The sequence below is a fragment of the Microbacterium timonense genome (genome assembly GCF_900292075.1).
GTDB classification, from domain to species: domain Bacteria; phylum Actinomycetota; class Actinomycetes; order Actinomycetales; family Microbacteriaceae; genus Microbacterium; species Microbacterium timonense.
On sequence record NZ_OLMV01000005.1, the window covers coordinates 49,954 to 69,418 of the forward strand.

Below are 19,465 nucleotides of genomic sequence, written 5' to 3' on the forward strand. Positions count from 1 at the left end.
GTGTCATCTTAGGAGAGCGGCCAGCCCCGCCTTGGCATCTTCGACCCGCCTCAGCGCTCCCGCGAGTCCCAGCGTCAAGAAGAGGGTGCCCATCGTCATCGGGAAGGCGAAGGCGTCGAACATGAACAGGCAACTGAAGCCCGCGCAGATCGCCGCGATGAGGGCCAGCGCCAGGTCGCGCGAGGATTCGTCGCGGAGCCGTCGGCGCAAGCGCATGGTCGTGACGACGGCGGTGACACCGAGGGCGAGGAAGGCGACCGTGCCCACGATGCCGACGGTGACCAGCAGAAGCAGGTACTGATTGTCGAAGATGCGGTACTTCGGGAGGAACGTGCCGAGTCCCCGGCCGAACCAGGGGTTGCGGCCGATGAACTCGAGCGCGAGGGCGAAACTGTCGGTGCGCGAGGTGATGCTCGGGTCCTCCCCGGCGCCGGTGAACAAGCCGACGATCGAGTTCACGAAGTTCGGGGCCAGGATGCTCATTCCGAGCAGGCCTATCGCCCCCACCCCGATCACTCGGATCCTTCGCTGCCGCGTCCATCCGAACAAACAGATCACGAGGGCGATCAGCGCCCCGAGATACGCCGAGCGGGAGGACGTCAGTGGCAGGATCAGCGCGAGAGCCGCCGCCGGCGCCCACCGCAAGAGTGCGGGGCGATGCGTGTGCTGGAAGGCGACGTGGAGCGCGACGGGAAGCAGCATCGCCAGGATGACGCCGTACTCGATGGGATGAATCGCCGTCCCAGCGGGACGCGGGTATCCGCCGCGAAGGCTGAGCCCGTAACCGGGGGAGCTGGTCAAGCCGGGAATCGACAGCTGATCGACCCACAGCTGCCGCGTCACCACTTGGAACAGGCCGAGAACGGCGATGAGGCCGCCGCACACCGCGAACCGCCAGACGAGGGTGTCCAGCCGGCTCCGGTCGCTGATGCCGTCATGCGTCAGGAGCAGCGTCCCCGCCCATGAGGCGAGCGCCAGCAGCGCGACATCGCCCGGGCTCGTCTCGTCGGGGATGAGGGGGTTGGACATCGCGAGGGCGTAGCTGATTCCGACGCAGAACAGGAAGACACCCAACGCGATCCGGATCGGCTGTGCTTCGCCCGCGGCGCGGCGAGCGGCACCCAGGAAGGAGAGCAGCCACAGCAGCAGGCTCCCGAGCCCGAACAGCATGGACGGCGCGCCGGCGCTTCCCAGTGGACCGAGGATGAGGCGCGACGGGATGAAGAGCAGCAGCCCGAGGTAGACCGTCAGCCAGACGACGGCGTCGATCCAACGCGTGCGCGCCGGGACGTCGAGGGCGGTGATGGTCAACGATGACGTCCGGCGCGCGCACCAACACGAGGGGAATCCGCATCCGGCGACTCTGCATCGGGGTCGCTGGCGCGATGGCGGGCGGACCGCGAGATCCCGGGGGTCGCCGTGGCTGCGTCGTCGGTCTCGTCGTCTTCGGCAACGGCGTTGCTGGACGAGGTGCCGTCTCCGTCGGGGGTTTCCTGCCCGTCTGATACGGTCACGAACTCCTCGTCGGCCAGGTCCGCGAGGAGCGGATCGTCGGCGAGGGCCGTCTCCTCAGCCGGTGCGGTCTCCTCCGGGACTAGCGGGGCGGCCGACTTGGGCGTTCCGTCGTGGTCCGTTCCGACTCCGGCGAAGGAATCCTCGGCGGTGAACGACGCAGCGCGCGCTTTCCGACGCGTCCTGCGGCGCATGAGCATTCCATCCAGGGTGAAGGTCGCGATGCCGGTCACGACGATGCCCAAGGCGAGCGCGGCGATTGTGATGCGAATCGTCCCGGAGTTGTCGGTCTCAGGCTCGTCATCGACCACGAGCGGCATCGAGGTGATGATCGAGTCGGCCGGGGCGCCGAGCTCCCCCTGCAGTCGGGCGAGCTCCTCCGGGACGCGCTGGGTGAGGAAGTCGAGCGTGGCGATGGCACCGTCGGCGGTGTCGTCGGTGACGTCGATGGCGATGACCGGGCCACGCGTCGATGCGTCGAGCTGCACGGCGAAGTCCGCGCTCGCGGACACGTCGGCCACCTCGGCCTGGGCGGCCGCGCTTGCGAAGTAGGCGACCACGATGCTCGCGGGCTGCTCGAGGCCGCTGAGGGCGAGGAACGGGTTCCCTCCCGCGGGTACGGCGTTGGCGCCCGGCAGCAGCAGGACGAGGCCCCGGGCTTGGTACTCCGGGGGTGTCGACTGGTACGCCGTCCACGTGAGTCCGGCGGTCAGAAGAAGCCCAGCCAGGACGATGTACCATCGTCGTGCCATCGCCCGCAACGCGTCCAGTATCACTGCTGACTCTCCCCCCAGCGGGATGGCGGATCGCCACTCCTGCCAGGCTATTCTAGGTACGGGGAACTTATGACTTTCTGGGAGCTGCTGGCTGCCCTCATCCGACGGTGGCCGATACTGCTCGTCGGCGCCTTGTGCACGGCGGCCGCGGGGTATGCGGTGATCCGCGAGGACGGCGTGTACTTCACCCGCACCGAGATCGTCTTTCTTGCTCCGACCAGCTCGATGTATCCCAACGCGCTGCGCACGCAGTCAGAGGACATTATCGACCTCGCGGGTGTGGTGGCAAAGCGCCTGATCGGCCCCGGAGAGGTGACGAAGTACGCCGCACCCGACGTGATGCTCGCGGGTCTCGGCGTTCGGGACGGCTGGTCGCTAGGTCTGCCCGACACCGGCGGGCAGTGGGCGAGCAACTTCGCCAGCCAGGAGTTGGTGCTCGACATCGTCGCTCCCACACGGGAGCGCGTCGAGGAGAGACAGGAGGATCTGGTCGCCCAGATCATGTCGGAGCTGCACGAGCTCCAGAGTGAGCGCGGCGTGGATCCTGTCAACGAGATCACCGCGATGGTCGCCCCCCAGACGACGATCATCCATCACATCGGCGGCAGCAGACCCCGGGCTCTGGGCATGACTGCGGTCCTCGGAGCGGGCGCCACGATCGCCGTTGTGATCCTGCTGGAGCATCGGAGCAGGCGATCGCTGTGGAAAGCCTCGCCGCGCCGCCCGTCGCCCCTCGGCGGGGTGGCGTGAACGGGCCCGCACCGCGGCCGGTCCTGGCGCCGATCCTGGATGGGGACGCTCTGGAGGTGGCGCAGTTCCTCCACCGCGAGCTCAACACGCGCATTGCGCCGGAACGCTGGATGGCGATCCTCCGGCCGCGATGGGCGTCCGGCCCGAATCACGGGTTCCTCCTCCGCGCAGATGGAGAGATCGTCGGCGTCTACGCCGCCGTGTACTCGACCCGCGAGCGGGAGGACCGCCGGTGGGAGGTGTGCAACCTCGCCGCGTTCTGTGTCGTCGAGACGCACCGAGCGCACTCATTGAGACTCGTGCGGGCGCTGCTGGCCCAGAAGGAGTTCGTCTTCACCGACCTCTCGCCGAGCGGGAATGTCCCCGCGATGAACGACCGGCTCGGCTTCATCCGCCTGGAGGGCGCCACTCGGCTGGCGCTCAACCTGCCCTCGTGGCGTCGAGGGGCCGACCTGGTGGAGAGCCTGGACGAGATCGCCGGCATCCTGCGCGGAGCTGATGCCGCGATCTTCGCCGATCATCGCGACGCGCCGGCTGCCCGGCACCTCGTCGTGAGGGACCACGACCGGTACGCCTACCTCGTCTATCGTCGCGACCGGCGTAAACGCCTGCCCCTGTTCGCCACGCCGCTGCACGTCGGCGGCGACCCCGGTCTGCTCGCCGACAACTGGGCCAGCGTGGCGTCGCGGCTCCTGCGCCACGGCCACGTCGTCACGCTCGCCGAGGAGCGTGTGCTCGGGTTCGCGCCTGGAGGCGTCGGGACGGTGCTGCGCTCACCCCGCCCGCGGATGTTCAAGGGTGCTGTCGACCAGCGCGAGATCGACTATCTATACAGCGAGCTCACACAACTGGAGTGGTGACCCGATCGGATCGGGTCACCACTCCAGCATGCTCGGCGTCGGTCGTGGTCAGTTCGCGGGCGGAACCGGGGTGCCGTCGTCGTACAGGTTGTTGGTCCAGACGTTCCCGGGTGCGTTGCGATCGAAGGACGTGATCGCGCCCCAGAATCCGCACTTGCCCGACGAACCCTTCTGATAGACGTTGTTCTTGAAGGTGATGTTCTTCGTCTGGCCTGAGTACGGCTTACCGGCGGTGGACCCGCCGTACGAGCAGTATCCGCCCGATCCTGCGATGATCAGGTTGCCGTCGATGACGTTGTTCTGCATCGGATCGAAGTCGGGGTAGCCCGTGATCGCCGCGGAGCAGCCGGCGTCCGGCGGGAAGTCCGGCGCGTCGCACGCGATGGTGTTGCCGATGAGCGTGCTGTTCATGTTCACCCGGATGCCGGACTCGTGGTGCACGCCGGTGGTGTCATGCAGCTGCCCGTGGACGTACGAGTCGCGCACGGTGCAGTTCGCGTAACAGTTGATCGAGCGGGTTCCACCGGTCACCTCGACCCGGGTCGCGGTGAACCAGGCGTCGCCGATTCCGGTCCACGGTCCATCGCCGGCGAAGACCTCGCTGTCGGTGATCGTGAAGGATCCCTGGTTCTGCGTGTAGTCGGCGTAGACGGTGCCGTTGATCTTGGAGTTCTTGATCACGACATCCTTCGCGAGGATGCGCAGGCTGCAGTCGACCTGCTTGCCATCGATCACGTAGCCGGCTGTCTGGATCGTGCACGGACCGGTGTATTTCGTGAGGGTGACGCCAGCCGGGACACCGGTGGTCGCCGCGTTGGGGAAGCTGCGGCCGAGCACGACCGTCCCGCCCGCGTTCGACGGCGGCGGCGTGGGCGTCGTGGTGGGAGTGGGGGTCGGCGTGGGTGTCTGCGTCGCCGTGGGCGTCGGCGTCGGCGTCGGCTTGGGCGTCGCGGTCGGCGTCGGCGTCGATGTAGGCGTAGGTCGGGGGGTGGCGGTCGCGGTCGGCTTCGGAGTCGCGCTCCCCGTGGGAACGGGAGTGGCCGAGTTCGACGGCGAGAAGACGATATCGACCAGGTAGTTCGAGCCTGCGTGAGTCGAGCTGGGCATCGACTTCGTCGCGCCGTATCGGTAGACGCCGGCGCCCGGATTGAGGATGAAGCCGTTCTGGACCTTCTTGCGGTTCAGGTCGTTCTCTGTCACGACGTAGCCGCCGTCGGGGGCGTTGTACGACGCGACATATGACTTCCCCGCGGTGAGGGTGACAGGCGTCGACAGCGGCACGGTGCGCCAGCCGACCGTGGCGGACGCCTTGAACTTGGCCTGCGCGAGAACCTTGCCTTCCGGCGACCACAGGGTCGCCGTAGTGACGTTCTTCGCGCGCTTGCCCTGGTAATACTGCAGGCCGGTGACCGTACCCGACTTCTCGGGGGTGAACTTCACGCCGAGCTCGACCGCGGAACGGTCCGAGTCGGCAGGGACCTTCGGCTGCAGGTCATCCGCGAAGATGCCTGTTGTCGTGGCCGTCGGTGCGGCGATGGCGGGGACCACCGCCAGCCCGGCCACGGCCAGGACGCCTGCCAGCAGTGCGGCGATCCCCAGGTTGGCGCGGCGGATTCGATTGCGAAGACGTATACGAGCGCGTAGTGCTTTTCGAGACATGGGGGAGATTCCGATGGGGGGAAGGACGTATGCGAGGTACTGGAAGTATCACCTACGCTCTGGGCGCGGATCAACGGATGAGAGAACACTCATGTACACTGCCCCCGCCCTCGCATGCTCGTCCGTCAGCGGATGAGGACGGGTGGCCGCACACGGAAGGGAGCCGTCCATGCTCGAAGGCGCATCTTCCCGCCGTCGCTGGGTGATCGCCGGTCTGGTGGCCTACGGCGTGGCTGTCGGGCTTGTCCTGCTGCTCCCGATCTCCTACTCGGGCATCGTGAACCGCATCGGCGACGCGCTGCGCGATGGCCTGGGCATCGACTGGTTCGGCTCCGGCTGGATCGAGTTCGGTGCGAACATTCTCATGTTCGTACCCCTTGGTTTTCTGCTGACTCTGATGTTCCGCCACCCCTGGTACGGCGTCGCCCTCGCCATTGCCCTGTCAGCAGCGGCGGAGCTCGCGCAGATCGTCATCCCGTCCCGGCAGCCCACCCTCCGCGACATCCTCGCGAACACCCTCGGCGCGGCGGTCGGCGGTGGTGTGGCGTGGCTGATCGTGCTGCGGACCGAGCGCAGGGCGGCCCGCAGAGCGACTGCTAGCGGCGGACCACCGACGGGGACCACGCGTGCTCGATGAGGATCTCCGGCTCGCCTGAGCCGTCCGCGGGGAGCGCCCACACGTCGTAGTCGCCCGCCTGCCCGTCACGGGGCATCCCATACAAGATGGTGTCGTCGTCGAGCCATTCGATCTGATCGTCGACGTTGCGCGATTCGGGCAGCAGCTCGACGTCTCCGGAAGCGAGATCCATGATCGCCGGCGTCCAGTGCACCGTCGGCCCCGACCCCGATGTGACCGATTTGAACGCGATCCGCGTGCCGTCCGGCGAGAGTGCGGGGCATTCCACGTCTCGGGCGACCGTCGTGAGAGTGCGCGACGGGATGTCTCCGAACACGAGGTACGTCTGACCGGAGTTCGACATCCCCGCCGTCGCGTAGAAGGTGTCGTCGTCGATGAACGTGACGCCCCAGAAGTTGCGGTCGACGGGGGCGCTGGCAGCCCCGTCGACGACGAAGGTCCACTCCTCCAGGTTGCCGAAATCCTGGCCCGCGTCGCCGTGGATGACCGTCTCGGTCGAGAACCCGATCGCAGAGTAGGAGTGCCCTGTCACGAACGAGGTCGTCGCAATGCGCGTGCCGTCGGCCGAGATCCTCGTTCGGCTCGGGATGCCGGGAAGGGGCCATGTCTGCTGCACGACGCCATCATCGGAGTACAACGAGGCGCTGTAGGAGGGAACGACGCCGCGCTCGGTCCGCAGGCATGAGAACTCGGCGTCGGTCGCATCGACGCGGTCGCACGCGACCTGGGTGAGCGAGCGCGCGCCCGACGGGTCGTCAAGGGGAACGCTCCCCACCAGGCCGTAGCCTTCCCCCACCGCGGTGTTGCGGAACACGATCCGGTCACCGGCCGCCCACTCTCCCGATGACGCCGTCTCCGCCTGGCTCGGGGCATCCTGCCGCGTCTGATACTGCTGCCACGCGACAACGCCGACGCCCGCGGTGGCGCCGAGGGCGAGGACCGACACGCCGGCGACGACCAGCCACTTGGTGCGGTTGTTCACGGGCCGGGGACCTCCGCTGGATCGCTCCGGCCCTGGTCGGGATACAAGGGCCGTGTGTTCGACAGGTACGGGCGCAGCAGCAGCGCGACCAGGGGAATGGCGATCGCGAGCAGCACCGCCACGACGACCATGGACGCGTCCGGGCCGATCGCGTACCAGAGGAAGCCGAATCCCGTTGCCGCGACGAACCTGGTCAGCGCCACGACCGTCTGCGCTGCGGCGATCCCGGTGCCCCGCGTCTCCGGTCGGGTGAGCTGGCTCGCCAGCGCCGCAAGGACGCCGTCGGTCGACGCGTAGAACGCGCCCAGCAGGACCAGGCAGAGGATCGTCGCGGCGATGTCGGTGATCGGCATCACCGCAACCAGGTAGGCCGCGACCAAGGCGACGTGGCCGAAGACGAACACCCGCGCACGCCCGACACGGTCGGACAGCCGGCCCAGCGGGATGGCGAAGGCGAGGAACGCGAGGTTGGTTCCGACGTACAGGAGGGGGAACCACTGGGCGGCGAAGTCGCTGCGCGACTGCAGCACGAGGTAGATGAAGCCGTCGCCGATCGTGAGGATTCCGAGGATCCCAGCAGCGGCCAGCACACGCCGCATCGGTCCGCGGGTCACTGCCGCCCAGTCGAACTTCTGCCGGGCCGAAGCGAGTTCCCCGCCGCGGTGAGCCTCGGCGGTCCGGTGAGCCCGGGTGCGCACGTTCGGCACCACCAGTCCGAGGATCAGCACGCCGATCAATGCGAACGCGAGAGAGGCGACGAAGACGGTGTGGAAGCCGTCGGGGATCAGCAGCAGGATGAAGAAGGCGATCAGCGGGCCGAGGGCCGCACCGATGTTGTCGAGGGTGCGATGCACGCCGAACGACTTGCCGAGGTTCTCAGGATCCGAGGATGCCGTGATGAGCGCGTCCCGCGGCGCAGTGCGGATGCCCTTGCCGATCCGATCTGCGGTGATCACGGCGGTGATGGCGGCGAATCCAGAAGCGAAGAGCAACCCGACGCGGGCGACTGCGGCCAGAGCGTAGCCGATGAATGCCACCCACTTGGGCTGATCGAATCGGTCCGAGACGTATCCGCCGCCGATGCGCACCAGCGCGCTGACTCCCTGGTAGAGACCATCGAGGAAGCCGAAGGCGATCGTCGAGAGCCCCAGCACACCCGTGATGTACAGCGGCAGGATGGCGGCGACCGACTCCGAGGAGATGTCGGTGAGCAGCGAGACGATACCGAGGGTGATGACAGTCGACGAGACCGTGCGGGTGCCCGGCGGTCTGCGCCGGAGAGAGGCGGTCTTGTCTTCGGGCTCGGGTGAGTTGGAGAAGGAGATGTACAACGATGCCTCAGCTCGTGCGTAGGACGCCGTAGATCATGTAGACGGTTCCCGTCCCGGACGAGGGTGAGAACGCCAGCGAGAGCGACGAGAGCGTGTCGGAGTATGTCAGGACCCCGTCGCCGCCGCTGGCATCAGCCAGGCCCAGGCCCGCCCACAGCTCGCGATAGTGCGTGCGCACCTCGTCGACGGAGGCGTCCGTCCGAGCCACCAGGGTGACCTGCATCGTCGAACCCTCGGTGGCGATCGAGCTCTCGAGCACCTGCGAGTCCGGCATCGGGCCGGCCACGTCGGTGGGGAAGTCCTTCACGAGCTCGCCGGATGCCGATCCCGAGGCCGGCAGCGGGTCGCTCACGAGCGCTGATGGCGAGGGCAACGGCGGGAGCCGGTCGGCCGGAGGAGCAGTCTCCTCCGGTGGCTGCACCTCGCTGCCGGTCGTCGGCGTCGCACCCGGAATCGGTCCCTGGGTAGCAGAAGGGTCGGGGGTCGCGCCCGCATCGGCGGCATCGGGTGTGCCGGAGCCGGCACCGGTCGCGATGAGCCAGATCGCCACCGCAAGACCCAGCGCGACGACGATGCCCACGCCCCACAGCACCCGTCGCATCGCGGGCGTCAGACTCCTCGGCTTCTCGGCCGTCGGCGCCGCGTCGTCGGCAGGGCCATCGCCCGGCGTCGTGTCCACTTCCCCCATGTCGCGTCCCCCAAGACAGCGATCCGGGCATCCCTGATGCGGGATGCCTCCTTCCAAAGTACCTGGTCCGCTGCGCCCTATCGGAGCCGCTTCACCATGCTCGCCGCGACGTTGCGCGCCTCGTGGGCACCGGGGCGACCGGCCATCACCCGGCGCACGGACTCCACGTCATCTGTTGACGACACGCTGTAGCGCGCCTGCAGCCACGAGCCCGGGCGTGCCGGGAACCGGTCGCTGGAGTACACCGTGCGGTACCCCGCGGACTTGAGGCGGCGCAGCGTCGAGCGGTCGTAGCGCCCGAGCGGGAACGCCGCCTCCGTGATCGTCGCGCCGCTCGCCTGCGCCAACGCGCGGCGGGCATCGACGAACTCGCGCCGGGCGGCGGTGTCGGAGAGGCCACGCCAGGGCACGTGCTCCCAGCCGTGGCTGCCGATCGACATCCCGGCCGAGCGCAGCTCGGCGAGGTCGGCCGGGCTGAGGCTGGCGGGGTCGTCGAGTCGGCCGGCCAGTGCGAAGAAGGTCGCGGTGAGGCCCCGCTCGCGCAGCGCCGGCAGGGCGATGTCGACGTCCGAGCGGTTGCCGTCGTCGAAGCTCAGGCGCACGTGCGGCCGGTCCGCGGCCTCGTCGAGGACGCGGAGGAACACGTCCTGCGCCATCCAGTAGCGCGCTTCGCCGGGTTCGCGCTCGCGTCGGCTGACGCCGATGCCGTGGAAGCAGACGTTGACGATCATCGGACGGTCTCCCGAGTGCCGGCGCCCGACCCGCGCGTGCTGTCGTCGCGCCCCCACCCGTCCAGACCGCGCGCCGGTCGCCGTGCGCGCAGCGCGGCGATGATGGTGATCGCCAGGTAGGGGACGGCGGCGAAGATCAGGCGAGGCTGGGGCACGACGACGTCGCGCAGCCATGCCCACTTGTCGGAGGACCGCACGGCGACACCGACCTCTCCGCGGGCGGAGGCGGCGCGCATCTCGGCGTTTCCGCGCCGCACCCGTACGAGGCGGTTCAGGAGTGCCCGCGTCGTGCGCGGCGCCTCCACCACGACCACGACGTCGTGCGCCTCCGCCTTCTCGTCGTCGGAGAACTGGGAGTCCAGGAACAGGTCGTCGGCGATCATGGCCGGGAATCGATCGAACCGGGCTCGACCCTCACCCGAGACGGCGATCATTCCACGACCGAACAGGCCGTCGCGGAAGACCGGGAGGCGCTCGTTGATCGCGAAGTACCCGCGCACGGCCAGCGGCCGCCCCGTCGTGTCGATGCGGCGACGAGGGACGGCGGCCGACGCCCCCTGTTCGAGCAGCCGCTCGAGCGCCGCCACGCCGCCCGCGGGGACGCGGATGTCGGCGTCGAGGTAGATCCGCGGAAAGCCCGTGGCCTGTTCGTCCGCCGCGTTGAGCGCTCCGGGCTTGCCGGGCTCCGGCCGGTCGATCACGTGCGCACCGTGCGTGCGGGCCACTTCGGCCGTGCGATCGGTGCAGCCGTTGGCGCTCACGATGATCTCGGCATCCGGCCCCACACCGGAGCGCCGGAGCGCGTCCAGACACGAGCCGATGACCGCCTCCTCGTTGTGCGCTGCGATCACGATGCTCACCATGCGCGGCCCCCCAGCCGTCGTCGGACCCACCCCCTGTCGGTCCTTTTCCACGTTATCGTGTGCACCCGCGTCAGCGGGGAGAGGGATCCGCGGTCACGCCCCGGGGGAAAGGGCTGCCGTCTCGGGGTTCGTCAGTGTGCACCTGACGGGGGTTGACGGACGTGTGACCGCGGATCCGGCTTAGCTCGGCCGGCGACGCCGTTGTCGTCGGCCGAAGGCTCTCCGCGCCATCAGTACGCCCCTGCGGGGGCGATCATGACCTTCGCGGTTCGCCACATGATCATCAGATCGCTGGTGATGGACCAGTTCTCCACATACCGGAGGTCCAGGCGCACGCTCTCCTCCCACGAGAGGTCGCTGCGACCGCTGACCTGCCAGAGGCCGGTGATGCCGGGCTTGATGAACAGCCGGCGATACACCTTGCCCTCGTACTCGTGCACCTCCCGGGGCAGCGGCGGCCGGGGTCCGACCACGCTCATGTCGCCGACCAGGACGTTCCAGAACTGCGGCAGCTCGTCGATGGAGAACTTGCGCAGCACGGCGCCGACCCGGGTGATGCGCGGGTCCTTCTTCATCTTGAACAGCAGCCCGCTGCCCTCGTTCTGCGCCTGCAGCTCGGCGAGCTTGGCTTCGGCATCCACGCACATCGTGCGGAACTTGATCATGCCGAACTCGCGTCCGTCACGTCCGATGCGGGTCTGCCGGAAGAACACCGGCCCGCGGGAGTCCAGCTTGATGGCCAGCGCCACGAACGGCGTGACCAGCGCGATCGGGATGAGCGCAACGGCGGCGACGGCGATGTCGAGGGCCCGCTTCAGCGAGTGCTTGCCCCCCTCGAACTCCGGGATCTTGACGTGGATCAGAGGGAGGCCGTCGACGGGGCGCAGCGAGATGCGGGGACCGGCGACGTCGGCCACGCGGCTCGAGATGATGAGCTCGGATGCCGTCCCCTCCAGCTCCCAGCTGAGGCGCTTGATGAAGTCGGGATCGTCGTCGGGCCGGCTGGCCACGATGATCGTGTCGGCTCCCAGCGTGCGTGCGTGGACGGAGACCGAGTCCATCGTCCCCACGACGGGATAGATGCGGCCGTCCACGACGATGGGACGCGTGTCGGCATCCGACGGAGCGGCGGCGACGACGGTGTAGCCACCCATGCCGCCCTCGTTCAGTGCGCGCAGGACGTACTCGATGTCGTCGCGCGTGCCGGCCACCATCGCCCGCGAGGTGTAGTGACCGAAGCGGCGCTGCTGCAGCAGCCACCTGCGCCACGACCACCGCCCGACCAGCAGGGCGACCATGCCCGCGGGCAGGGCGACCAGCAGCTGAGCGCGTGCGCCGTCCCACTGGAACAGCACGAAGAGCATCGCCATGATCCCGAAGGCGAACCCGGTGGCGTGTGCGACGCGCTTGTACTCCGTGGCACCCGAGCCGGCGACGGAGGCGTCGCGGCTGTGGCCGAGGGCCAGCATCGCGAGCCATACCAGCGCCGTGACACCGGCGACGCGCAGCACGCCGAGGCCGGCGCTGCTGGTCAGCGAGGTGTCGAAGAAGGCGGTGGCCGCGGTGGTCGCGATGACGACGGCGCCGTCGGTGAGGCGGATGCGGCGCGCGTAGCGCCGCTCCCACAGTCGCCGTCGCTCCAGTGCGGGCTCGGTCCTCGGAACGAGGGTCGTGATCGGCGCCGAGATGGGCGCGCGCGGCGTCAGGACAGGCTGGAACGCAGGTGCGTCCAGACCGATCGCGGTGCTCCCGCCCGCGTCGATGGCGGTCATCGCCGAACCCCAGTGCACGACGACCGCACGGCATGCAGAAATGCCATTGCGTTATTTCCCCAGTGTGATGCGGCAGCCGAAGCCGTCCGCGTTTTCCCCAATTACGCCCATCGGATCCCACACCCGATGCCCCATGAAGCCCGAAGGCCTGGCGTGCTGTCACTCTACAACGGGCGAACGCTGCAGCGAAAGCTCGAAGCCTCAGGCTTCGCTGTGTTTCCGATCACCCGTCGACCCCCAGGAGTCTGCCGCGCACCGATTGATACACGGGACTGGGACGAGGAGTTGGCGGTTGGACGGGTGATGGAGGGGGTGAAAAATCGCTGTCTCGGCAATCATCACTGCCAAAGTGACGTGGAGTGCACTTTTCTGTGGGTTTGCTGAAGGTCGGGGGACCGATGCGCGCGTTGACGCGGAGTTCAAGAAAGAAGATCCAGGTCACGGCAGTGGTTGCGGCGATCATGGGTGGTTTGCTCCTACCTGTGACCGCCTCGGCGCCAGCCTTCGCGGCAGGCGAGACTGTCCAGTTCAACACGGATGTTTCAGTCCCCGGCCGGCTCGAGACAGTGTGGGTGACCGCGCCGAGCGCGGGGACGGTCACGGCATGGATCGACTTCGATCGCGACGGCGCGTACACCGCGCAGGAGCGGATCATGGCGGGCGCTGCGATGGCGGCAGGTGCGAACAAGTTCACCTATACCGTGCCGGAGAACGCCGCATTCGTCCCGGGTGCGAGCACGGCACGCTTCGACTTCACTGTTGCCGGAACCACGACCACCACGAACCTGGCCAGGACACTGTACGACGCGGAAGGCATCGCGTTGGGCCTATGTCCTGCCGGCACGGATCCGGTGCCGGTGGGGTTCATCCAAAACCCCAGCCTCGAGACCCGCACTCAGGACTTCCAGAACAACAGTTCTGCCAGCACGATCTCGTACGCGCAGAACTGGTTCGACAGCCACCCGAGCGGCGGCCAGTATCACGTGTTCTCCCCGACGTTCGACTCCGGGCCCGTCGCCAGCACGCAGCCGGTCCGTGCCGGCGCGGACGGATATGGATTCGAGGGTGGTCACTCGACGGGCGGGAATGCCGGTGAAGGAGCCGTGAACACGCTGACGGCGGCGCTGAACCCGGACGCCACGTACGTCGGGTTCTTCTCGATGGCGGCGGGCGGTTACGGCCGCGAGGGCAACGGCTTCGTGCGGTTCTTCGGGACCAATGACCGTAACTCCGGTTCCATTGCCCCCGCGACACCGCAGACCGCGGCGAACACCGAGCTGCTCTACACTACGCCCGTCGTCAACTACGCCGGCAACGGCGTGCGGCCCACGTGGCAGCTGAACACGTTCACTCTCGAGGCCAGCCAGGCGTGGCCGTACCTTCGTGTTGAGGTCCGCAACGCAACCCCGGCGAACGACGCGACCGTCGCCGGTCAGGTATGGATGAACTTCGACGACTTCCACATGTACGAGTGCGAGCCGATCCAGGACTACGGCGACGCGCCGGAGAGCTACGGCACGAGCCTCGCGACGAACGGTCCGCGGCATCTCGTCCCCGGGTACGACGCAGCCGCCGGAACTGCGCCGCTGATGCTTGGCACGTCGATCGACGATGAGGACGACGGGTTCCCGAGCGCTGACGCGACCGGCGACGACGCCGACAACGCTGCCGATGAGGACGGTGTCTCTGGACCAGTCGTCATCAAGACGGGCCAGTCGAACACTGTCACGGTCACGGCGACCAACACCAGCAATGCCGCGGCGACACTGGCCGGCTGGGTCGACCTCAACGGCAACGGTGTCTTCGAGGCGAGTGAACTTGTGACGGTGCCGGTGCCCGCGAACTCCGGCACCGTGGATTACGACCTGACGTTCCCGGCTCCGACCACCACGAACGATTCGTTCGCCCGCCTGCGGCTGTTCCCTGGCGACGTGACGACTTTCCTGCCCACCGGGGCGGCGGCAGCCGGTGAGGTGGAGGACTTTGCGGTTACCGTGCAAGACCGCGCTCTGACCATCGCGAAGGTTTCCGACGCGACTACCGACACCCGCGTCGGTGACGTCATCACGTACACCATCACCGCAACAAACACGGGTGCGGCGGACTACACCGCGGCAATCCCAGCGCGCATCACGGACGACCTGTCCGCGGCCCTGGACGACGCCCGCTACAACAACGACGCGCAGGTCGCGTTCTCGGAAGGCTCGACTGCGGCGGCTCCCATCCTTGATGGGCAGACTCTCCGGTGGGCCGGCCCGCTGCAGGCCGGCGAAACGGTCACGCTCACGTACACCATCACCGTCGAGCCGGGCGGGGATGGCGTCGTCCGCAACTCGGCGTGTGTGCCGGCGGACGAAGCTGACGGCGAGCCGTGCGCGGTCACCGAGACGCAGCTCCCGCGACTGACGATCTCCAAGTCGGCTGATCGGACCGACCTTCCCGCGAACGGCGAGACCGTGACCTATACCGTGACCATCACGAACGAAGGCCCCGGCGACTTCACCGCCGCCGCGCCCGGCACTGCCACCGATGATCTCTCGGGCGTGCTGGACGATGCCGACTACAACGGCGACGCGACCGCGACCGTGGGCGACGTCACGTTCGACGCCGCAGGGGAGCGGCTGGAATGGACCGGAGTGCTTCCATCAGGCGACACCGCGATCATCGAGTATTCGGTGACTTACGACTCCAGCCTGGGCGGTGACAACCAGCTTCGGAACACCGCATGCCTCCCGGCCCACCTGGCGCTCGACGCCGACAACCCGTGCCGGGTGGTGCAGATCCCCGGTGCAGGGTTGCAGCAGTACAAGAGCGTGAACCCGGCCGACGGCAACGCTGTTGCCGCCGGTCAGCAGGTGATGTACACACTGACTTTCGCCTCCACCGGACAGACCGCGGCAACAGTGGATACCAGCGACGACCTCTCCGGCGTGCTTGACGATGCCACGTTGATCAGCGGTCCGACCGCCTCCGACGCTGGCCTGGTCGTCGGCGCGATCCAGGCCGACGGCACCTTCACCATCACGGGCGCCGTGCCCGCGGGCCAGACGTTCACCGTGAGCTATACGGTGCGCGTGAACACGTTCCCGCAGCAAGGCGACCATCTGCTTGAGAATGTGCTTCAGTGCGACGCCAGCATGCCCGACTGCGACCCGCCCACGACCACCAACCCCGTCCGACACCTCAGCGTGGTCAAGTCGTCGACGCCGGACACGGCAGTCACGGGGGACACCGTGACGTACCAGGTGACCGTCACCAACGACGGCGCAGCCGATTACACCGTCGAGGAACCGGCGCGTGCGATCGACGACCTCTCGGGAGTGCTCGACGACGCCACGTACAACGACGACGCTGAAGCGGGCAACGGCACCCTGACGTACCAGTCTCCGTTGCTCACCTGGGTCGGGGCGCTCGACGTGGACGACAGCGTGACGTTCACCTACACGGTCGAGGTCACCAACACCGGAGACCACGTGCTGCGCAACGTCGCGTCCACGCAGGCATGTGACCCGACATCGGATCCCACCTGCCAGTCGCTCGTGGAAACACCGCTGCCGCACGTCACCTCTGCCAAGGCATCAGATCCGGCCAGCGGTACCGACGTCGCCCCAGGGCAGGTCATCACGTACACGCTCACCTACAACAACGACGGGGAAGCGAGCGGCGTCGTCGACTCGACCGATGACCTGAGGGACGTCCTCGATGACGCAGATCTCACGCGCGATCCCGAAACCTCTGATCCCGCCGTCACCGCCGCCGTGACCGGAGAGACACTCCGCATCAGTGGCCCCATCGCGGTTGGCGGAACCGTGACCGTCACCTACCAGGTGACGATCCGCGCGGACGGAGACCGTGGCGACAACCTCGCTCGAAACGTGCTCGCACAGGACACCCCTGAGCTCTGCGGAGACACTCCGTGTGACCCGCCCACCACCGAACACCGCATGGGAGAACTCGACGACTGGAAGACGGTCGACCCGGCGTCGGGCAGCACGGTGCAGCCGGGTCAGCAGGTGATCTACACGCTCCACTTCGAGAACACCGGTGAAGCAGACGTGACCGTTGATCGTGACGACGTCCTCACCCAGGTGCTCGACGATGCAACCATCACGAGCAACCCGTTGAGCTCGGATCCGGCTCTGACGGTGTCGGTGGGCGGCGACCGGTTTGCCGTCACCGGCGTGCTCACCGCCGGCCAGCTCGTCACGGTGACATACACGGTGACCGTGAACCCTGACGGGGAGCGCGGCGACGACCGGCTCGGCAACGCACTGGTGCCTGCCGGCACCGACCCGGACGAGAACTGCGTTCCCGTCGACCCGGACCGTCCGGACTGCACAGTCAATCCGGTGTCGAACGTGGTCGCGGCGAAGTCGGCCGATCCCGCGTCGGGCACTGAGGTGTCGCAGGGACAGCAGGTGACCTACACGCTGACGTTCCGCAACGTGTCGACGAACCCGGACGCCGCGGATGTGCCGATCGATTACACCGACTACCTGGCGGACGTACTCGATGATGCGACCGTGACTGCCGGTCCAACCGCCTCGGCCACCTCCGTGACCGCATTGCACGAAGGCGACACCATCCGGGTCACCGGTGAGGTGGCATCGGGTGAGACCGTCACGGTGACGTACACCGCCACGGTGAAGCCGTACGACCAGCAGGGCGATCACAGTCTCGGCAACGTCATCGCGGTCACGGGCGAGGAACCGGTCTGCGCACCGGGCTCCGATCTCTGCACCCAGCACGACCTGGTACCCCCGCCGCCGGGGCTCGCGGTCACCGGCGGCGCCATCGCTTGGACGGCCGGCGGAATTGCCGGGCTGCTGCTTCTCGTGGGAGCAACTACCGTCCTGATCGCCCGGCGGCGTCACCCCCAGGACGCTGCCGGCAGCGAGAGCTAGGACGCTTTCCCTCACCTCCCGTTGTGCCCCGCCTTTCCGCAGCAGAGAGGCGGGGCACAGCAACCTCTTCCGACGGCTCTCTAGAGTCCCGTGCGCCACCCGGAAGATCGGCACTTGTCGCACACCGGCCGGAATTCGGATGGGTGGGAGGCGTGATGCTGCGTGACGACGGTGATGCCCTCGGACCGGGGTGCCGTTTCCGGGTTGTCTTCGATATCGACCTCACAGAGGCCTGTCCTGCCTGTCGAACGGCGGCTGGGCTGTTGGGCTCATTCACCCCGACGCCGTGGGGTGATCTCGCCCTCAGCCGATGAGGTTGATCACTGCGTCCAGGCCCATGCCGTAGTTGATGCGGACGGTCGGCAGGGCCAGCTTGTCCGTGCCGATGGTGACGTAGCCCGGCTCGATGGTGCGCGCCATCTCCCACCCGGCTTGCCGGAGCGCCTCTTTCGCGGTGTCGTTGTAGTGGCCGAACGGGTAGGCCATCACCTCTTTGACGCCCAGCACGGAATACGAGGCCTCCATGTCGGCGACGATCTCGGGGATGGACCAGTTGACGATGCGGCCGTCGCCGTTGTCGCCGGCCTGATGCATGTCGTGCGTGTGCGACCGGCGCAGCACGTAGATGTTCGGCGGTGGGTCCTGCCGGTACGCGGTGATCATGAACGACGTCGCCAGCACCTTGTACTTCTCCACGACGGGCGCGGCCAGGTCGAACCAGGTCTGATCGGCGTCGTCGTCGGTCACGATGACGGAATGGTTGGGGAGGAAGAGTCGCCCGTCGATGAACGCCGACAGCTCGTCCCAGGTGGGCAGGTAGAACCCCCCGGTCGCGATGTGGTTCATGTGCGCGTCGAAGTCGCCGATGTACGCGTAGTTGCCGCGGAGCCAGCCGCTCTCGCCCTCGGGCTTGGGCGTGAACTGGTGGTACATGAGGATCGGGATGCGGGCGTTCTCGGCCGCGTTCTGCTCGGGACTCACCCACGCGCCGTAGAGGGTCACTCGCCGGTCGGTGCAGGCGACCGGCTCGGACCCGTTCACCCGGCCCGATATGGCAAGGGCCGCCGCGTCGCCCGCGCTCGCGTACCACCCCGCGAAGACGAGGCCGTCGCGGGCGGGGATGGGCAGCCCCGCATACAGCTGTCCTTGCGTCTGCAGCACGGGGGCGTCGCCGACGCCGTCGCCGGTGAAGCTGACGACGCAGGCGGCCGGATCGTCCGTGCCCGCCAGCAGCTGCTCCTCGGGAGTGAGGGGCGTCGGCGTCGCGGTGGGCGTCGGCGGTTCCGTCGACAGAGCGCTGGGGGCGGCATCCGGCTCCGCGTCGACGGCACCGGCACGTGCCATCGCGATGGCGGTCACGGTCCCCGCGGCGACGGCGAGCACCACCACGACACCGGCGACGCCGGCGAACACGCGCCTTCTGCGGCGCACCGGGCGCCCCCCGGGCCCCACTCCGGCTGCAGCCATACGACTCCCCACGAGTCCGGATCGCGCGCTCCCCACACCCGATCGTTGAGGCGATGGTAGCGGGATGCCGGCGCTCGCCGCCGGTGACATCGCACGTTGTGGACAAGTCGGAGTGGCAGCCGTCCGGGCGTGTCGGTACGCTCGGGTGCCATGCTTCCCGCCGACTGGATCGAACACCGCCGCGCCGACGGCGAGATCGTGGGATGGATCGTCGCCGACGGGGAGGGGTTCCGCGCCTTCGATCTGCTCGGCAGGGAGCGGACGCAGCCGGATGCCGCACCCGTGGACTGGCTCGCCGCCGAAGAGCTCCTGGAGGAGCTGGGCATCGGCTATCTCGCCGAACGCTGGCGGCTGCGGCAGGCGGACGGCACGGAGCGCGCCGTGCGGATCGCAGAGGCGAGCGTGCGCGGCATCACCGTCGTCGCCGACGACTACGGGGCGGCCTCGGCGGTCGGCGCCCGCCCCGAGCGCTTCCGTCTGCCGTTTCCCGTCAGCGGCGAGCTCGTGCCGCACTGACGGGCGCCGTGCACTGC

General features: G+C 68.3%; 15 protein-coding genes. 5 read left to right on the forward strand and 10 right to left on the reverse strand.

The window, feature by feature from the left end; all coding sequences use genetic code 11:
• Positions 1–3: 3 nt before the first annotated feature.
• Together C9992_RS14075 and C9992_RS14080 are read right to left on the reverse strand one after the other, a co-directional pair.
• A complete protein-coding gene (locus C9992_RS14075; protein ID WP_106816275.1) occupies positions 4–1,311 on the reverse strand; it encodes an O-antigen ligase family protein in 1,308 nt (435 codons plus the stop codon).
• A complete protein-coding gene (locus C9992_RS14080) occupies positions 1,308–2,264 on the reverse strand; it encodes a hypothetical protein (RefSeq protein WP_106816276.1) in 957 nt (318 codons plus the stop codon). The genes C9992_RS14075 and C9992_RS14080 overlap by 4 nt, the downstream gene beginning before the upstream one ends.
• 93 nt (positions 2,265–2,357) lie before the next feature.
• On the opposite strand from C9992_RS14080, the gene C9992_RS14085 reads away from it, so the two are divergent.
• Positions 2,358–3,038: a hypothetical protein gene (locus tag C9992_RS14085; protein ID WP_200826346.1), complete on the forward strand. Its 681-nt coding sequence runs from the start codon at positions 2,358–2,360 to the stop codon at positions 3,036–3,038.
• Positions 3,035–3,898, forward strand: coding sequence for a hypothetical protein (locus C9992_RS14090; protein WP_200826347.1), 864 nt, complete (start codon positions 3,035–3,037; stop codon positions 3,896–3,898). The genes C9992_RS14085 and C9992_RS14090 overlap by 4 nt, the downstream gene beginning before the upstream one ends.
• 48 nt (positions 3,899–3,946) lie before the next feature.
• On the opposite strand, the gene C9992_RS14095 is transcribed toward C9992_RS14090, so the two are convergent.
• A complete protein-coding gene (locus tag C9992_RS14095) occupies positions 3,947–5,557 on the reverse strand; it encodes a DUF4082 domain-containing protein (RefSeq protein ID WP_106816277.1) in 1,611 nt (536 codons plus the stop codon).
• Positions 5,558–5,726: 169 nt separating this feature from the next.
• Here C9992_RS14095 and C9992_RS14100 point away from each other — a divergent pair, with 169 nt between their 5' ends.
• Positions 5,727–6,194: a VanZ family protein gene (locus C9992_RS14100; protein ID WP_106816278.1), complete on the forward strand. Its 468-nt coding sequence runs from the start codon at positions 5,727–5,729 to the stop codon at positions 6,192–6,194.
• Here the strand turns inward: C9992_RS14100 and C9992_RS14105 are convergent.
• The 6 genes from C9992_RS14105 to C9992_RS14130 all read right to left on the reverse strand — a co-directional run bounded on the left by C9992_RS14105 (position 6,154) and on the right by C9992_RS14130 (position 12,561).
• Entirely contained in the window at positions 6,154–7,176 is a 1,023-nt protein-coding gene (locus tag C9992_RS14105) for a TolB family protein (RefSeq protein WP_106816279.1), read from the reverse strand. The two genes, C9992_RS14100 and C9992_RS14105, sit on opposite strands and share 41 nt — an antisense overlap.
• Complete coding sequence (locus C9992_RS14110) at positions 7,173–8,507, reverse strand: MFS transporter (RefSeq protein ID WP_106816280.1); 1,335 nt, start codon at positions 8,505–8,507, stop codon at positions 7,173–7,175. The genes C9992_RS14105 and C9992_RS14110 overlap by 4 nt, the downstream gene beginning before the upstream one ends.
• Before the next feature lie 7 nt (positions 8,508–8,514).
• Entirely contained in the window at positions 8,515–9,195 is a 681-nt protein-coding gene (locus C9992_RS14115; RefSeq protein WP_106816281.1) for a hypothetical protein, read from the reverse strand.
• Positions 9,196–9,272: 77 nt separating this feature from the next.
• On the reverse strand, positions 9,273–9,926 hold the full coding sequence (locus tag C9992_RS14120; protein WP_106816282.1) for a polysaccharide deacetylase family protein: 654 nt from the start codon (positions 9,924–9,926) through the stop codon (positions 9,273–9,275).
• Positions 9,923–10,789, reverse strand: coding sequence for a glycosyltransferase (locus C9992_RS14125; protein WP_106816283.1), 867 nt, complete (start codon positions 10,787–10,789; stop codon positions 9,923–9,925). The genes C9992_RS14120 and C9992_RS14125 overlap by 4 nt, the downstream gene beginning before the upstream one ends.
• A 230-nt stretch (positions 10,790–11,019) precedes the next feature.
• Positions 11,020–12,561 (reverse strand): sugar transferase, encoded by a 1,542-nt coding sequence (locus C9992_RS14130; RefSeq protein WP_106816284.1) that lies wholly within the window; start codon positions 12,559–12,561, stop codon positions 11,020–11,022.
• 572 nt (positions 12,562–13,133) lie between these two features.
• On the opposite strand from C9992_RS14130, the gene C9992_RS14135 reads away from it, so the two are divergent.
• The gene (locus C9992_RS14135) at positions 13,134–17,465 is read left to right on the forward strand and encodes a DUF7927 domain-containing protein (protein WP_160150894.1); all 4,332 of its coding nucleotides are present in this window, start codon (positions 13,134–13,136) and stop codon (positions 17,463–17,465) included.
• A 303-nt stretch (positions 17,466–17,768) separates the two neighbouring features.
• On the opposite strand, the gene C9992_RS14140 is transcribed toward C9992_RS14135, so the two are convergent.
• Positions 17,769–18,878: a polysaccharide deacetylase family protein gene (locus C9992_RS14140; RefSeq protein ID WP_235008245.1), complete on the reverse strand. Its 1,110-nt coding sequence runs from the start codon at positions 18,876–18,878 to the stop codon at positions 17,769–17,771.
• Between the two features lie 204 nt (positions 18,879–19,082).
• On the opposite strand from C9992_RS14140, the gene C9992_RS14145 reads away from it, so the two are divergent.
• Positions 19,083–19,448, forward strand: a complete 366-nt coding sequence (locus C9992_RS14145) for a hypothetical protein (RefSeq protein ID WP_106816286.1) — start codon at positions 19,083–19,085, stop codon at positions 19,446–19,448.
• The last annotated feature ends 17 nt before the right edge of the window (positions 19,449–19,465 follow it).

What these genes read in the sequence shown, in the direction of transcription:
- C9992_RS14120 (WP_106816282.1), bottom strand. Translation starts at nt 9,926, where the DNA reads ATGATCGTCAACGTCTGCTTCCACGGCATCGGCGTCAGCCGACGCGAG.
- C9992_RS14145 (WP_106816286.1), top strand. Translation starts at nt 19,083, where the DNA reads ATGCTTCCCGCCGACTGGATCGAACACCGCCGCGCCGACGGCGAGATC.
- C9992_RS14115 (WP_106816281.1), bottom strand. Translation starts at nt 9,195, where the DNA reads ATGGGGGAAGTGGACACGACGCCGGGCGATGGCCCTGCCGACGACGCG.
- C9992_RS14085 (WP_200826346.1), top strand. Translation starts at nt 2,358, where the DNA reads ATGACTTTCTGGGAGCTGCTGGCTGCCCTCATCCGACGGTGGCCGATA.
- C9992_RS14125 (WP_106816283.1), bottom strand. Translation starts at nt 10,789, where the DNA reads ATGGTGAGCATCGTGATCGCAGCGCACAACGAGGAGGCGGTCATCGGC.
- C9992_RS14095 (WP_106816277.1), bottom strand. Translation starts at nt 5,557, where the DNA reads ATGTCTCGAAAAGCACTACGCGCTCGTATACGTCTTCGCAATCGAATC.
- C9992_RS14080 (WP_106816276.1), bottom strand. Translation starts at nt 2,264, where the DNA reads ATGGCACGACGATGGTACATCGTCCTGGCTGGGCTTCTTCTGACCGCC.
- C9992_RS14130 (WP_106816284.1), bottom strand. Translation starts at nt 12,561, where the DNA reads ATGACCGCCATCGACGCGGGCGGGAGCACCGCGATCGGTCTGGACGCA.
- C9992_RS14100 (WP_106816278.1), top strand. Translation starts at nt 5,727, where the DNA reads ATGCTCGAAGGCGCATCTTCCCGCCGTCGCTGGGTGATCGCCGGTCTG.